Annotated in this window: 10 protein-coding genes; 4 read left to right on the top strand and 6 right to left on the bottom strand. The window is 58.1% G+C overall.

Features of this window, described 5'->3' with window-relative positions:
- The 6 genes from AB5758_RS04385 to uvrA form a co-directional block, all read right to left on the bottom strand.
- Positions 1-957, bottom strand: coding sequence for an ABC transporter permease (locus tag AB5758_RS04385; RefSeq protein ID WP_035138896.1), 957 nt, complete (start codon positions 955-957; stop codon positions 1-3).
- Positions 958-1,114: 157 nt separating this feature from the next.
- Positions 1,115-2,728, bottom strand: coding sequence for an ABC transporter substrate-binding protein (locus AB5758_RS04380; protein ID WP_161144836.1), 1,614 nt, complete (start codon positions 2,726-2,728; stop codon positions 1,115-1,117).
- Positions 2,729-3,093: 365 nt separating this feature from the next.
- A complete protein-coding gene (uvrC, locus tag AB5758_RS04375; protein ID WP_308196330.1) occupies positions 3,094-5,034 on the bottom strand; it encodes an excinuclease ABC subunit UvrC in 1,941 nt (646 codons plus the stop codon).
- 6 nt (positions 5,035-5,040) lie between these two features.
- Positions 5,041-6,621 carry a murein biosynthesis integral membrane protein MurJ gene (murJ, locus tag AB5758_RS04370; protein ID WP_117794699.1) on the bottom strand — a complete coding sequence of 527 codons (1,581 nt, stop codon included), beginning with the start codon at positions 6,619-6,621 and terminating at the stop codon, positions 5,041-5,043.
- Between the two features lie 105 nt (positions 6,622-6,726).
- Positions 6,727-7,227 carry a Cys-tRNA(Pro) deacylase gene (ybaK, locus tag AB5758_RS04365; protein ID WP_195246823.1) on the bottom strand — a complete coding sequence of 167 codons (501 nt, stop codon included), beginning with the start codon at positions 7,225-7,227 and terminating at the stop codon, positions 6,727-6,729.
- A gap of 132 nt (positions 7,228-7,359) precedes the next feature.
- The gene (gene uvrA / locus AB5758_RS04360; protein WP_368152468.1) at positions 7,360-10,239 is read right to left on the bottom strand and encodes an excinuclease ABC subunit UvrA; all 2,880 of its coding nucleotides are present in this window, start codon (positions 10,237-10,239) and stop codon (positions 7,360-7,362) included.
- 193 nt (positions 10,240-10,432) lie between these two features.
- Here uvrA and AB5758_RS04355 point away from each other — a divergent pair, with 193 nt between their 5' ends.
- From AB5758_RS04355 to AB5758_RS04340, 4 genes are all read left to right on the top strand, one after another.
- Positions 10,433-12,586 (top strand): LTA synthase family protein, encoded by a 2,154-nt coding sequence (locus AB5758_RS04355; RefSeq protein ID WP_055310501.1) that lies wholly within the window; start codon positions 10,433-10,435, stop codon positions 12,584-12,586.
- A 145-nt stretch (positions 12,587-12,731) separates the two neighbouring features.
- Positions 12,732-13,562 carry an Mrp/NBP35 family ATP-binding protein gene (locus tag AB5758_RS04350; protein WP_195622269.1) on the top strand — a complete coding sequence of 277 codons (831 nt, stop codon included), beginning with the start codon at positions 12,732-12,734 and terminating at the stop codon, positions 13,560-13,562.
- Positions 13,563-14,834, top strand: a complete 1,272-nt coding sequence (locus AB5758_RS04345; protein ID WP_368141748.1) for an NAD(P)/FAD-dependent oxidoreductase — start codon at positions 13,563-13,565, stop codon at positions 14,832-14,834.
- A partial coding sequence (locus AB5758_RS04340; protein ID WP_368155405.1) for an NAD(P)/FAD-dependent oxidoreductase occupies positions 14,764-15,772 on the top strand: 1,009 nt, incomplete at its 3' end. The genes AB5758_RS04345 and AB5758_RS04340, both read left to right, overlap by 71 nt.

Genomic DNA, 15,772 nt, shown 5'->3' with positions numbered 1-15,772 from the left:
CTACACCGTCCTGATGCGCGGGTTGATGAGCAGGTAGAGCATGTCAACCACGATGTTGATGATGATGAAGGCAAGAGCAACGACGATGACGACGCCCTGAACCAGGTTCGCCTCGTTGCCCTGAACGCCCTGCAGAATCGCGGTGCCCATGCCGGGGAGGTTGAAGATAACCTCGATGACGACGGCGCCGCCCATGAGGTAACCGATCTTAAGACCGAGGGTGGTGACCGGGGTGATCAGCGCATTGCGAAGAACGTTGATGCCGACGACGACCTTCTCGGGAACGCCGGCGCCGCGAGCCATACGGACATAATCCTTGTCGAGCTCCTCGACCATGGCGGTACGCACGATACGAGTCATCTGGCCCGTCAGCGGAAATGCCAAGGCGATAGCGGGCATGATCATACGCCCCAGATAGCCAACCGGATTCGTGGTGAAGTGAGGCAGAGCGCCCGATGCCGGGAGCACCTTAAGGTAGGAAGAGAACAGCAGGATCAACAGAACGGCAAGCCAGAACGACGGGGTTGCCAAGCCGGCGATGGAAAAGACACGGATTACTTGGTCCGGCCATTTGTCGCGATACAGTGCCGCGATGACGCCGAGCAAAAACGAAACGACCGCACCGATGGCAAGACCGATGAAGGTCAGCTGCATCGTGACGGGCAGGGCCGTGGAGATGCGCTTGGCAACGGAGTTGCGGGCAGCACCATAGGTGCCCATGTCGCCATGGATCAAATCGCCCATATAGCGCACGTAGCGCACGGGCCAGGGGTCGTCCAGACCATACTTCTCATGGTACTCGGCAACCGCCTCGGGCGAGGCACCGTCACCCAACGCCGTGTAGGCGGGGTCGGTCTTGGAGAACGACATAAGGAAGAACACCAGGACGGTGACGCCCAATGCCATGATCGGCAGCGCCACAAGACGCCTTCCAATCAAACGTAGCAAGTTGTTCACGTTCTCTCCCCTTTCTTTTGTCGGTAGGACCAACTGGTATATGAGTACGGATACTCATTACAAGACCCGAGCGACATCGTTGCCGCCCGGGTCTTTGTTTCAACTATGAGGATACGGTCCCAACGACCGACATCCTGCATATAGACTCAAGCGAGTCTTACGCCTTGACGGTCGCAACGCCCCTGAAGGACATGCTCGTCGTGCCGATGCCCTTGAAACCATCGAGGGCCTCGCCATTGGGCGCAGTGGACGGATCGTCCCAAGAAGCGGAGACGGTCTTGACGTGGACAACGGGGTACAGAACGGCGTTGTCGGCAATGATGTCGAAACACTCGTTCCACTTCTTCTGCTGCTCGTCGCCCTCGGCGGCAAGAGCCTCGTCCATGAGACCGTGGAGCTTCTGCCACTCAGCGGACTCCTTCCACGGGCAACGGGTCTGCATCCAGACGTTGTCGCCGTACCACCAGTTGAGCAGCAGGTCGGGGTCGGCGCCGAAGCAGGAAGGATCGCCAGGGGCAAGGAGGATATCGTAGGCCTCGCCGCCGTCGATGGCGGCGTAGGTGGCCGGCGAGGTATCGGTCTGGATGGTCACATCGAAGCCGAGAGCGTCGAGGTCGTTCTTGACCTGGGCGGCCATGCCCTTAATCTGCTCGTTGTCGGTGGTGCGCAGGGTGATGGCACCCGGGGTGATGCCAGACTCCTCGATGAGCTTCTTAGCCTTCTTGGTGTCGGTCTTGTACACCGTGGAAGCCTCATGATAGTTGGTGAAGCTCTTGGGCAGGTAGCAGCTGGCAGCGGTGGCAAGGCCGGCGAAGGTGTTGCTGACCATCTTCTCGGTGTCGAGCGCATACATGACAGCCTGACGGACCTTGACGTTGTTCCAAGGCTCCTTGGCGACGTTGAACATGATGAAGCGGGTGCCGAAACCCTGAACGTTGTCAATCTTGCAGCCGGCGCTCTCGAGCTGGTCGACGGCGTCAGCGGTAACGAGCTCCATAACGAGCGTGGAGCCCTCCTGCTGAGCGGTAACGCGAGCAGTGGGGTCGGTCAGGATGCTGTACTGGATCTTCTTATCCTCGGCAGCATACTCACCGTTGTACTCGGGGTTGGGAACCAGGGTGATCTCGGTATCGGAGATAGAGTCGTACATCCAGGGGCCGGAGCCGATCGGCTGCTTGGCGCGATCCTCCTCGGTCTGGGTGGCCGGGGTAACGCGGACGATGGCCAGACGATCCTTGAGCAGGGAGAAGTTGGGGACCTTGGTCTTGACCGTCACGGTGCTGGCGTCCTTGGCCTCGATGGACTCGAAGGGCTGGAAGAACGGAGCATAGGTAGCGGAAGCGGCGCAAGCGGTGTAGGAGGCAACGACATCGTCAGCGGTGACCTCGGTGCCATCGGAGAACTTGGCGCCCTTGCGGATGGTGACCTCGAAAGTGGTGTCGTCCACAGACTTGGGATCGTCGGTGGCGAGCTCGTTGAAGGTGCTGTAGTCGTGGTAATCGATGCCGTAGAGGCCCTCGACGACGTGCCAGTTAGCACCCAGGCCCACAGCGGAGCCGGTGCTGGCGGGATCGAAGCTGGACGGAGCGTAAGCGGAACCAGCGGTGATCACGCCGCCGCCACGGTTGGCGGAATCGGTGGAGCCGGAAGCGGAACCCTCGTCGCTAGAGCTGCCACCGCAGCCAGTGAGACCAAGGCCGGCGACAGCAGCGACGCTGCCGGTGAGGCCGAGGAACGAACGCCTGGACATACCCTTGTTGATGATGGCCATGTCTTCTCCTATCAATAGAGAATCTTACTCGGGAGCACCTAGACTTGCCCCCGCGCAACTTGCGGACGATATATACCTTACCTACCGACGAACCCAACTGAGGTGCCGCGCTCGGCGACCGATACATACATACGCTTGAACGGTATTTACTACCGTTCACCGAATTCATTGACAAATGATTCGCCAGACAGTATGTATCGACGAGGTGAGATATCAGTCTTCGTCAACCCGCAGGATAGCAGGGTTGTTCACCATGACTAGTCAAACGTTTTAGCGTTAATAAAACCCGAAACCAGCATGCAATCATGGCGAAATAAATGGTTGAAAATCACGCAATCATGTATATCAGTAGTTTAGGCTCGTGTTTAGCTATCGGAATGGCCAGCCGCCGCCTCGGCGCGCTCGGCATTCCACGCAACGAGCGCCTCGTGGACCGCCTTGGCAACATCGGCAGGTATGCCGCGAACTTCCGCGATCTCTTGCTCGCTCGCCGCGCGCAAACGCTTCATCGAACCAAAATGGCGCATAAGGGCACGTTTTCTGGTGGGTCCCACGCCTGGAACGTCATCGAGTACCGAAACTGTCATGGCTTTATCGCGCAACTCACGATGGAATGTGATTGCAAAACGGTGCGATTCATCGCGCACCTGTTTAATTAGATAGAGCGAAGCAGACCCGGTCGGCAGCACGACGGGAGTCTCGTCCCAAGGCACAAAAACTTCCTCATCGGCCTTTGCCAAGCCACAAACTGGTATATCGAGCCCAAGAGCCTCAAGTTGCTTGATCGCAGCGGTCAATTGCGGCTTACCGCCATCGACAACGAGCAAATCGGGGCGCGAGCCAAAGCGCTCGTCGGCCATGCGCTCGGGAGCATAGCGTCGTCCCAAAACCTCGGACATCGACACGAAGTCGTTTGCCTCGTCCAATTCGGCCTGAATTTTAAAACGACGGTACTGGCTCTTGTCGGCGCGTCCGTTGGTAAACACCACCATCGAGGCGACGGTAAAGGTTCCATGCAGCGTCGAGATATCGAAGCACTCGATACGCATCGGCGGCGCCGGCAGCGCCAGCGCGCTTTCGAGCTCCAGGAGCGCTTGATTGGTGCGGTCGTCAGCGTACCCCGTTCGCATCATGTAGCGCATGAGGGCATGGCGCGCATTTTTGGATGCCATATCGAGCAAACGGTGCTTTTCGCCACGCTGCGGCCTATGGAGATGGCAGGAACGCTCGCGCTTGCCTGCAAGCCACTCCCCCAGCGCCTCCGCATCCTCAAGCTCGACAGAGAGGTTTATCTCAGCTGGAATATCGGCCGTCTCGTCGTAATAGCGCTTAAGAAAGCCCGACTGGAGCTCTTCCTCGTCAACATCAAGACCCTTGTCAAGAATGAACTCGCAGGTTCGAACCGTTCGACCCTCACGCACGACAAAGACGCAAGCGGCGGAGATGGTCTCCTCGCGATAGAAACCGATGACATCGATATCGACACTGGAGGGAAAAACGACTTGCTGACGGTCGTCCAGACCCCTGATGACCTCCAAACGACGTTTGACGCGTGCCGCGCGCTCAAAGTCGAGCGCCTCGGCGGCATCCGTCATCTCGGAGGTCAGCTCATCGACGACATCCTTGCGATGGCCCGACAAAAAACGTTCGACACGTTTGACGTTCTTGGCATAGTCCGTAGGAGAAATCGCGCCGACACACGCACCCGGGCCGCGCCCGACATGGTAGTCAAAGCAGGGACGCCCGTTTTGCGCGCAAATCATATTGACGATGTCTTCCTCGCCCCTGTGGGACTCGACGATACGACGACAACGACGCCACTCCGCACAGGATGCGGAGCAGATGGGGATAACCTTGCGCAGCGTATCTATCGTCTCACGTGCCGCACGGCTATCGGTATAGGGACCAAAATAACGCGTTCCCGGCTTATGACGCTCGCGCGTATATTTGATAGCGGGATACAGGTCGCCCTTTGTAATGGCGATAAAGGGGTAGCTCTTGTCATCCTTGAGGTCGACGTTAAAGTACGGATGGTACTGACCAATCAAATTGCGCTCGAGCACCAACGCCTCGTGCTCGGTCTCCACCACGATATAGTCAAAGCTCGCCACCAGCTGCATCATCAGCGGGATCTTTTGACGCTCATCCTGCAGTGTCACGTACTGGCGCATACGGGAACGCAAGTTTTTTGCCTTGCCCACGTAGATGACATCGCCCTTGGCATCCTTCCAAAGGTAGCATCCGGGCTGTGTGGGAACGCGCGAAACCTGCTCGGCAAGCGTTGGAATGTTGTCGTGACCGGCCACACGCACCTACTTGCGACGAAGCAGCGCCGAGACCTCAGGCATCTTAAGGACGACGGCAAGGCCAAAGGTAACAGCAAGCGAGACGACACCCGCAACGCAAACGTAGCCAAGAGTAATCAGAATCGAGCCGCCAAGTGCCCCGACAAAGTGTTCAAGCACCCACATGACGCCGGCGCCTGCGGCAGCACCTAGACCACCGAGCAAAAGGCCAAAGAAACCGCCATGCAGGATAGATTTGACCTGAAGGCCACGCAGGCGACGACGCAGCCACCACAGCGAACAGCCGACCAAGATCACGTAGTCGACAACATACGAAAGCGCGATTGCCGGCATACCGAAGCCCAGCACAACGCCAAACAGCAGAACCGAGCCGGCCTGGCCGATGGCAGAATACAGGCAATAGCGGCTATAGGGCTTCATGTCGAGCAAGGCAGAGAAGCTCTTCTGCATCAACACGACCACGCCGTAGAGCGGCAGCGAGAGCGCTAGGTAGACAAGGTACTCGGACACCAGCGCCACTCCGGATTCATCGAACTTGCCAGCACAGTAGATCATGTTGAGCGGACGTGCGAAGACAATCAGGTACAGTGCGAACGGAATCAGGAAGAACAGCATCTGGGCGACGCCACGCGAAATGCCCGTGCGTACGCTGTCGTAATCCTTCTCCTGTGCGTCGTGAGAGAGCTCGGTATAGAGCGCCGTCGAAAGCGAGGCGGCAATCAGCGCGTAGGGCAGCGTGTACCACAGGCGCGCATAGGCGATGACGGAAGGACCAGTCTCGGGCTGGACCACCAGCGCGGCAGCGTTGGTGATAGAAGTCGAGACAAACATGCACACCGTGGCGAGCAGCGTCGGGATACCGAGCGCAATCGTCTGGCGCAGCGCGGGGTCCTTAAAGTCGATATGGATATGGGGATGCACGCCGTGCTTGCTAAGCGCGGGAATCTGACATGCCATCTGAACAAAGACACCGAGGGTCGTACCGGCCGCAATCAAGATGATGCCGGCACGTTCGCCAAACTGTGCGGACACGGGCGCAAAACCCATAAAGCTCGCAATGACGATCACATTGTTGAGGACCGGGGCAAACGTCGACCAGAAGTAGTCGCGGTGTGCGTTGAGAACGCCCGAGAACACCGAGCCCAAACCATAAAACAGAATCTGGATGGCAAAGAAACGGAACATGAACGCAGCGGTATCCATGCTGCCGCCGTCACCCGAAAGGAACGATTGCGTCCAGATAAAGCCCGGGGCGAACACGGTCCCCAGCAACGAAATGCCACCCAGCACCAAAAGCAGAATGCCGAGCAGGTTGCCCACGTACTCGTTCGAGGCCTCGCGACCCTGCTCACGCCTCACGCCCATGTACACGGGCAAAAACGCCGTCACGAGCATGCCGCCCATCACGAGTTCGTAGAGCATATTGGGCAGGTTGTTGGCGACCTGATAGGAGGACGAAAGTAGCGACATGCCGATAGCGGCCGCCATTGCCCACGTGCGGATAAAACCGGTGACGCGAGACACAATGGTCAGGATGGTCATAAGCCCGGCGGAACGACCAACCGTGGAGTAGTCCGACGAGCCCATGTCGTCAGTGTCATCTCGCGACGAAGAAGCTTCGGATGAGGGTGTCTGAGGCGCAGATTCTTTTGCAAAATGAGCTCCGCGCTTCAATTCTTCCTGCGCCATCGCTCAGTCCTCTCTCGTAATCGCGGCAACCGTCGCCCCGCAAAATGCAATTAAATCATCGGGTGCAAGCTCGAGCTGATAACCACGCTTGCCTCCCGAAATAAAAATGGTATCCCAAAGGACACATGTCTCATCAATGAGCGTCCGGTAGCGTTTTTTCATACCGACCGGGCTGCAGCCGCCGCGAACGTAGCCAGTCGCCGCAAGCAAATCCTTCACATGCATCAAGGCCAAGGACTTCTCCCCCGCGGCACGCGCGGCGGACTTTAGATCGAGCTCGTCGGCAACAGGGATACAGCACACGACATAGTCGTTGGACGGTGTCACGCAGACCAAAGTCTTAAATCCTTGACCGGGCTCCTCGCCAAGCTGCTCCGAAATCGCGACACCCAGGCCCACCGACTCATCACCATCGTCTTCGTACGTATGTAGAACATAGGAAATGCCGGCGCTTTCCAGCTCGCGCATCGCATTGGTTTTTGGCGTCTTTACAGCCTTTGCCATGACATATCCTTTCCCTCGCATTCGGACGCAAGGATTAAGTATATGTCCAATTCGGCTGCATACGTCACTTCGGCACAGCAAGCGCCATCGAATCACAAGGAGTCGATGGCGCCCATAAACTGAATCGCCTATTTATTGAGCATCAAGTTGAGCCTGACGCTCCCGGTCACGCCTGAGCAACGGCGCCAAAAACTTGCCCGTATAACTCTGCGGACAGTCCGCAACCTGCTCCGGTGTGCCCGAAACCACGACGGTTCCGCCGCCGTTACCGCCCTCGGGACCCATATCGATCAGGCGGTCGGCAACCTTGATGACATCAAGGTTGTGTTCAATCACCAGCACCGTGTTGCCCGCATCGACCAAGCGCTGCAGCACATCGAGCAGCTGGCGGACGTCCTCAAAATGAAGGCCGGTCGTCGGCTCGTCCAAAATATAGAACGTCTTGCCCGTCTGGCGTCGATGAAGCTCCTTGGCGAGTTTCACACGCTGCGCCTCGCCGCCCGAAAGCGTCGTGGCGGGCTGGCCCAGGCTCACGTAGCCCAAGCCTACATCGTACAGCGTCTGGAGCTTGCGCTTAATCTGCGGGATATTCCCAAAGAAGGCCAGCGCCTCGGTGACGCTCATGTCGAGCACGTCCGAGATGGTCTTGCCACGGTAGGTGACCTCGAGTGTCTCGCGGTTGTAGCGTTTACCGCCGCAAACTTCGCAGGGAACGTAGATATCAGGAAGGAAGTGCATCTCGATCTTGATCTGCCCGTCGCCCTTGCACGCCTCACAGCGCCCGCCACTCACATTAAAGGAGAAACGACCCGGCGAGTAGCCGCGCGCCTTCGACTCCGGCGTACTCGCAAACAGCGCGCGAAGATCATCCCACAGGCCGATATAGGTAGCAGGGTTGGAACGCGGCGTGCGGCCAATCGGCGACTGGTCGATATCGATAACCTTATCGATACACTCGATGCCCTCGATTTTCTTATATGGACCCACAGGGCGCGTCGAACGGTGAATGGCATTCGTAAGGGCAGGCGCAATGGTATCGGTAACCAGGGAGCTCTTGCCCGATCCCGACACGCCGGTAACAACCGTAAGCGTACCAAACTCGATTTTGGCAGTAACGTTTTTGAGGTTGTTGGCTCGAGCGCCCGTAATTTTAAGGCAGCCGCGACCGGGCTTGCGCCGTTCATCAGGCACCCGAATCATTCGTTTGCCGGTCAGGTAAGCGCCCGTCATCGACTCAGGACACGCCATGATATCAGCAGGCGTTCCCGCCGCGACTACGTGCCCGCCGTTGACACCGGCGCCGGGCCCCATGTCGATCACGTAGTCGGCGGCACGGATTGTATCCTCGTCGTGTTCGACAACGATAACGGTATTGCCGATATCGCGCAGGCGCTCGAGCGTCTTAATCAGGCGCTCGTTGTCACGCTGATGAAGACCGATCGAGGGCTCGTCCAGAATATAGAGCACGCCCATGAGACCCGCGCCGATCTGCGTTGCCAGTCGAATACGCTGCGCCTCGCCACCGGAAAGCGTCGCCGAGGCACGATCGAGCGTCAGATAGTCGAGTCCAACATCGACCAGAAAACGCAAGCGCTCCAGGATTTCCTTGACGATACGGCCGCCGATAAACTGTTGGCGCTCGGTGAGTTCCAGGCCCTCAAAAAACTCGAGCGATTCACGGCACGACAGGCAACAAACCTCGTAAATGGACTTGCCGCCCACGGTGACGGCAAGCATCTCGGAGCGCAAACGAGCGCCGTGGCAGGTCGAGCACGGCTCCTCGCGAATGTACTTCTCCAGGCGCGCCTTGGTGTTCTCGTTCGTCGTCTCGGTATAGCGTTCGTACAGGATGTTGCGAACGCCCGAAAACTTGGTATCCCACTGGCTGCGACGCCCATCGAGCTTTTGATAGTCGACCGAAATCTTCGTGTCGCCCATGCCATCCAAAAACGCACGACGCACGCGAGGGGGCAAGTCCCCCCACGGCGTATCGGCGCTCACCTTAAAGTGTTTGCAGACCGCAGCAAAAATCTGCGGATAGTAGTTCGAATTGCCAAACAGGCTACCAAAGACTCCGTCGGCAATGGACTTCGAGGGATCCTCAATCAGCGCCTCGGCATCAACGGTTTTCTTAAAGCCCAGGCCGTCGCACTCAGGACATGCGCCATAGGGAGCGTTGAACGAAAAGTCGCGGGGTTGTAGGTCGTCGATGGAGTGCCCGTGCTCCGGGCATGCCAGAGCCAACGAATACTCCAGTAGCTCGCCCTCGGTCCCCTCGGGAGCGTCGTGATCGGGCAGCATGTATACGTTCACATTACCGTGCGCCAAGGCAGTCGCCTGTTCAACAGACTCGGCGATACGGCCCAGAGAATTCTCACGGATCACGATGCGGTCGACTACGACCTCGATATCGTGTTTGAACTTCTTGTCCAGATCGATCGGATCATCGAGCGAGCGCACTTCGCCGTCGACACGCACGCGGCTAAAGCCCTCGGCGCGAAGGTCCTCAAACAGTTTGGTGTACTCGCCTTTTCGCCCGCGCACCACCGGTGCCAGCACAAACGCGCGGCGACCCTCCCCCGCCGCCAAGACTTTGTCGGCAACCTGGTCGGTCGTCTGGCGCTCAATGACGCGGCCGCATTCGGGACAGTGCGGGGTGCCCACACGGGCGAACAGCAGGCGCAGATAGTCATAAATCTCGGTTACGGTGCCAACCGTCGAGCGAGGGTTTTTAGACGTCGTCTTTTGGTCGATCGACACCGCCGGCGAAAGGCCGTCGATTGAATCCAAGTCGGGTTTGTCCATCTGGCCCAAGAACTGGCGCGCATAGCTCGAAAGACTCTCGACGTATCGACGCTGGCCCTCGGCATAGATAGTGTCAAATGCCAGCGAACTCTTGCCCGAGCCAGAAAGACCGGTAATGACCACGAGTTGGTCACGCGGAATGGAAACATCGATATCACGGAGGTTGTGCTCACGAGCGCCGCGAATAACGATAGAAGAATCAGACATGGAAGCTCCTTGCCTCCTATTGCATCGAATCATACTGTCGATGAGTTTAGCGCACTCGACGCGCACAGATGTTCGTAATACAAGATTCGCAGACCTTTAGCTTTGCGTATCGGGTGCTTTGTTTCTCGAAATGTCGTGGAAAGGTTACAGTAATCTACTACTGAACTTAATTTGCTGTAACAGAGGAACGTCCATGACCGAAGATATCCCCCTTGAAATCACTTCGAGCGACATGGCCAATCTGCCCATATTCATCGCCGTCCTTATCGTGGCCACCGTCGTCGTGCGCGTGTATTTTTCAATCAAACACAATGAAAAGCCGCCCATTGCCCGCGTCTTTTGGTGCGCGACGCTCCTCATCCCGCTCGGCATGGTAGCTGCATGGATTACGAATCAATTGCTCGTAAATGAGGACAATTCCCTATGGGTCCTTTCTTATTCGGCGCTCGGTGCTACCGCCGTCATACTTCTTGTCGAGCCCTTGGTTTCGGGACTTATCGACCAAACCGATCTTGCGACGGGAACGGTTGCCTGTATTTGCCGTGACATCCTTGTCATCGCCGCTGTTTCAGCGCTCTCGTTCGTTTCACTCGAAATTGCCTGTAACGAAACGTTCTATCGCATTCCCGCCAACTCATTCGGGTTTTCCGTCGGGCTGCTCGCGACGGTTCTGCTCTCCCTTTATTTGCTGGGACAGCGTCATGGAGGCGTCATGGCCCTCGTGCCCGTCGCCTGTTGCATCCTTGGCATTGCCGAGCACTTCGTCATAACGTTTAAAGGCGAGGCCATCCTGCCAAGCGATATCTTGGCCCTTGGCACCGCAATGGAAGTGAGCGAGGGATACGAGTTTACCTTTACCGCCGGAATCGTAACCTCTCTAGCCCTGCTGGAGATTTCCCTGGGGCTTCTTTCGCTTATCCGACCGAGAAAGCTCCGTACGCCCACCCATGTCTTCCCCGCAATCGCCGCTAACCTCTGCGCTTTTCTGCTAGTGACCGTTGTGGGGCTCTCGGGCTTTTCCAGCATCGACTTGGAGCAGGCGCTGAATTTTGGATTTGACCGTTGGCAGCCCATCACCACGTATGCGTCTCAGGGTTTTATCACTTCGTTCACCGAAATGGTCAACGAGTTGCCCATTGAGAAGCCCGAAGACTATACGCCCGATGAGGCGCAGAGCATCGAGCAGGAGCTCGCCGCCACCTACGACAGCACGTATGGCTCGAGCGAGCAGCGCGCGGCGGCCGTTGCCCAGTTCAATGAAATCAAGCCGACGATTGTTGCCGTCATGAATGAGAGTTTTAGCGACCTTTCGTGCTTTGAGCAGCTCCAGGCGGCCGGGTACACCGGCCCCGCATTCTACAACTCGCTTCCCGACACACTTGTTCGCGGCACCATGCTCGCTTCGGTCGCCGGTGGCGGAACGGCGAACTCCGAATTCGAATTTTTGACCGGAGCGACAACGGCCTTTGTTGGATTGGGCAAAATCCCCTATCAGCTGTATCAGATGAATGGCGTCAACAGCCTGGCAAAGGACCTTAAAGAGCTTGGGTATACCGCTACGGCTATGCACCCGCAAAACCCCGTCAACTACCATCGAGATAAAATCTATCAGCAGCTGGGCTTTGGAGACTTTCTTTCAATCGGCGATTTCGAAGGTGCGTCCTATTACCATGCCGGCGTATGCGACTACGTCACCTACGACAAGATACTCGACCTGCTTAGAACCGACGAAGCCCCGCAGTTCATCTTTGACGTCACGATGCAAAATCACGGCGGCTACGACTATGGCACCGTTCCCGCCGAGGAGCTGACAAACTATTGGGTTGAGGGAGCCAGCGAGGGTGCCAATAGCGCGCTCAACACCTATCTTACCTGCATCAACGCATCCGACCGGGACCTCGAGTACTTTATCAACGAGCTCCGCAATATCGGCAGACCGGTTGTCCTTGTCTTTTTTGGCGACCATCAGCCGAGCGCCGCAACGACTCTCAACGACGAGCTGTACCCCCAGGAAGATACGGCAAGCCACGCTTTCCGTATCTATCAGTCGACATATTTTGTCTGGGCTAACTATGAAATCGCCGGCAATACCGAGCTCAACGTCTACGACACCGTCGGGGCAAACGAGATTGCAGCCATTACCCTTAATAAGATCGGCGCCCCGCTCACCGACTATCAAAAGGCTCTGCTTGCAACAAGGTCAGATGTGCCCACCATCAATGTCGCCGGCTACCTTGGTGCCGACGGGCTGCGCTACGACTTGGAATCTGAAGACAGCCCATACGCCTCGACGATCGACAAGCTGCAGCGCATGCAATACCTCGAGTTCGCCAGCAAAGTTCAGTAAGCCCGCCCATTCGCTTGGACCCATCGTATTGCAAGCACGCTCGGCCCAAATGCATCGCAAATGACTCCCGCTCGCAAACGAGGGTACAATGACGCTCGTGTCACATCACGGGGCTCCGGCCCCAACATATACAAAGGAGTCATACATGGGTTGCGAGCACGCACAGGCCGCCGGCGGACAAACGTCGCCGTCGCAATTTGAGGAGAACACGCTGTCCGAGGTCAAACGCGTCATCGCCGTGCTTTCCGGCAAGGGCGGTGTCGGCAAGTCGTTTGTCACCGGTGCCATCGCCACCGAGCTTGCCCGTCACGGCCACAAGGTCGGCGTCCTCGATGCCGACATCACCGGTCCCTCTATCCCCAAGATGTTCGGTATGAGCGGACGCCACGTCCATGCCCTTGGCAACCTTATGCTGCCCGAAATCTCCGAGCACGGCGTCAAGGTCATGAGCTCCAACCTTCTGCTCCAAAACGAGACCGACCCCGTCCTTTGGCGCGGTCCGGTCATCGCGGGCGCCATTAGGCAGTTCTGGAGCGAGACCTCGTGGGGCCCCATCGACTACCTGCTGGTCGACATGCCTCCGGGAACAGGCGATGTCGCGCTCACCGTCTTCCAGTCGCTGCCCGTCGACGGCATCGTCATCGTCACGAGCCCGCAGGATCTGGTCTCGATGATCGTCGCCAAGGCGGTCAACATGGCCGAGAAGATGAACGTCCCCATTCTGGGCATTGTCGAGAACATGAGCTATATCGAGTGCCCCGACTGCGGCAAGAAGATCGAGGTCTTTGGCAAAAGCAAGCTCCCCGAGGTCGCAGATCGCTATAACCTCGACATCTTGGGCCAGCTTCCCATTAATCCGGCACTCGCCGAGGCCTGCGATAAGGGCGAGGTCGAGACCGCGCTGCCCGATGGCATGTTGCCCAAGGCAGTCTCTGCCGTCGAGGCCATTACCCCGCACGAGACCGACGAGGCCTAAGTGAACACGAGCGCCTTCTATGACGTCCTGGTAATCGGCGGCGGGGCTTCAGGCCTCGCCGCCGCCATTACGGCCGCACGCGCTGGCAAAAGCGTCTGCATCGTTGAGCGCGATGTCGCCTGCGGCCTTAAGCTCCTTGCGACCGGCAACGGCCGCTGCAACCTCTCCAACGAATCGATTGATCCTCAGCGGTATAACCACCCCGCATTCGTCGAATCCGTCATGGGCCCCCAGCCCGAACAAGAGCTTATGGGTTTCTTCTCCTCGCTGGGCATCATGACAACCTCCGAGGAAGGCCGGCTGTACCCGCGCTCCCTTCGCGCCGAATCGGTGCGCGACGCACTTCTCAATGTTTGCAACCGCCTGGGTATCACCTTAATCTGCGGAGCCAACGTTGCCTCGGCACACAAAGCTTCCGAAGGCTGGGCACTCCAAATAGACCGTCCAGCGCGGGCGCTCAAGGCAAAAAAGCACGACGACCGAAAATCGGAGCTCCGCTCGCTTCGGAAAGCGCTCGCCGATGTCCCTCGCAAGAACGAGGCCCTGCAGGCACATGCCGTAATTATCGCCACGGGCGGCAACCCCACCGGTATCGCCGATACGTTTCGCCTCCCCCTCACTTCGCTGCGCCCCATCCTCTGCCCCGTATCGGCAACGGTCGTCGGCGATCGGGCGGCACTCAAGACGTTGGATGGCCTGCGCGTCCGCGCCCACTTGACGCTCGCCCGCAATCATAATGAGCTCTGGCACGAAGACGGTGAAGTCCTGTTTCGAGCCTTCGGTATCTCGGGCGTCGCTGTCTTCAACCTCTCCCGTCGTATCCAGCACGGCGATACGATCCTGCTCGACGTTTTCCCCGACCTCTCCAAAGACGAGATGCTCGATATGCTCAACCGGCGCGTTGAGCTGCTCGGTGGCTTTTCGCCCCGCGATCCTCGTTGGCTCGACGGCATGCTCGCCCCGCAACTCTCCCGCGTCGTCTGCACGGCGTTCGAGCAGTGCCATCCAGGCTCCAACGATGTCATCCACCTGGTCTCGATCCTCAAGCACTTTAAGTTGCTCGTCGAGGGAACAGCCGAGGAGCGCTCGGCGCAGATCACGCGTGGTGGCGTGCCCATCGAGAGCGTCTCAGCTCCCGACCTCTGCGTGAGCAACGCGGCAGGCGCCCCACTTTACATCTGTGGCGAGGCACTCGACATCGATGCTGATTGCGGCGGTTTCAACCTTGCGTGGGCTTGGATCTCGGGTATTCGCGCTGCAAGCAGCCTATAGCCGCGCAGTCTATAATCAAAACGCATTCGGGCCGTCTGGAACACCGGGCGGCCTCTTTCTTGCATCTAAGGAGACCTCGATGATCGAAATCACCCAAGTCCACGCGTCACTCGATGAGGCCGGCGACGAAACCGCCTGTCTTGTTATTGGTAGACGCGCCGTCAAACGAGCCCTGCGATGCGAGGATTCCCAGATTAAAGCCATTGAGCTCCATCGCAAGTCAATCGACGCCCGTAAAAAGCGAGATGTCCATTTTATTTTGAGCTTTCGAGTTGAACTGACAAGCTCCCGACTCGAGCAGGAGGTGGTCGACCGCGTCGCCGAGCGCGACCGCTCGCGCATCCGCATGGTAGACGGCGAGGCGCCTTCATTCCCCAACCCTGTCCCGAATGCACCCAAGGAGCGTCCCGTCGTTGTCGGCGCCGGTTGCGCCGGTCTCTTCGCCGCCCTGACCCTTGCCGAAGCGGGCCTTAAACCCCTGCTCATCGAGCGCGGCGACCCCGCACTTCGCCGCTCTGAAGCGATTGATCTCTTTCTTAAGGAGCGTATCCTCGACCCCGAAAGCAATATCCAATTTGGCCTGGGCGGCGCAGGGACCTTCTCGGACGGCAAGCTCAACACGGGAACCAAGAATCCTGCCCATCGACTGATTCTTGAGACCTTCGTCGAAGCTGGCTCACCTCGCGACATCCTGTGGGACGCCAAGCCGCACATTGGCTCTGACATCCTCCCCACCGTCGTCACCAACATTTCTCAACGCATCGAGCAGCTCGGTGGAACCGTCCGCTATCGAACAAAGCTCGTCAATATTCGAACCGATGGATCTGGCGCCATCACCGGCGTCGATGTCCAACCGCCCCAAGAAACCACAAGCGAGACAATCGCCACAAAGCACCTCATTCTCGCCTGCGGCCATTCCGCCCGCGACGTATTCGAGC

Source organism: Collinsella aerofaciens (assembly GCF_040926405.1).
Taxonomy (GTDB): domain Bacteria; phylum Actinomycetota; class Coriobacteriia; order Coriobacteriales; family Coriobacteriaceae; genus Collinsella.
The sequence above is the reverse complement of the archived record's forward strand: the minus strand, read 5'-3'. Positions and strand labels throughout refer to the sequence as shown.

Excerpts from the sequence above, each read along its gene's own strand:
- AB5758_RS04380 (WP_161144836.1), bottom strand. The coding sequence starts at position 2,728 with ATGGCCATCATCAACAAGGGTATGTCCAGGCGTTCGTTCCTCGGCCTC.
- murJ (WP_117794699.1), bottom strand. The coding sequence starts at position 6,621 with ATGGGCTCGTCGGACTACTCCACGGTTGGTCGTTCCGCCGGGCTTATG.
- ybaK (WP_195246823.1), bottom strand. The coding sequence starts at position 7,227 with ATGGCAAAGGCTGTAAAGACGCCAAAAACCAATGCGATGCGCGAGCTG.
- uvrA (WP_368152468.1), bottom strand. The coding sequence starts at position 10,239 with ATGTCTGATTCTTCTATCGTTATTCGCGGCGCTCGTGAGCACAACCTC.
- AB5758_RS04355 (WP_055310501.1), top strand. The coding sequence starts at position 10,433 with ATGACCGAAGATATCCCCCTTGAAATCACTTCGAGCGACATGGCCAAT.
- AB5758_RS04350 (WP_195622269.1), top strand. The coding sequence starts at position 12,732 with ATGGGTTGCGAGCACGCACAGGCCGCCGGCGGACAAACGTCGCCGTCG.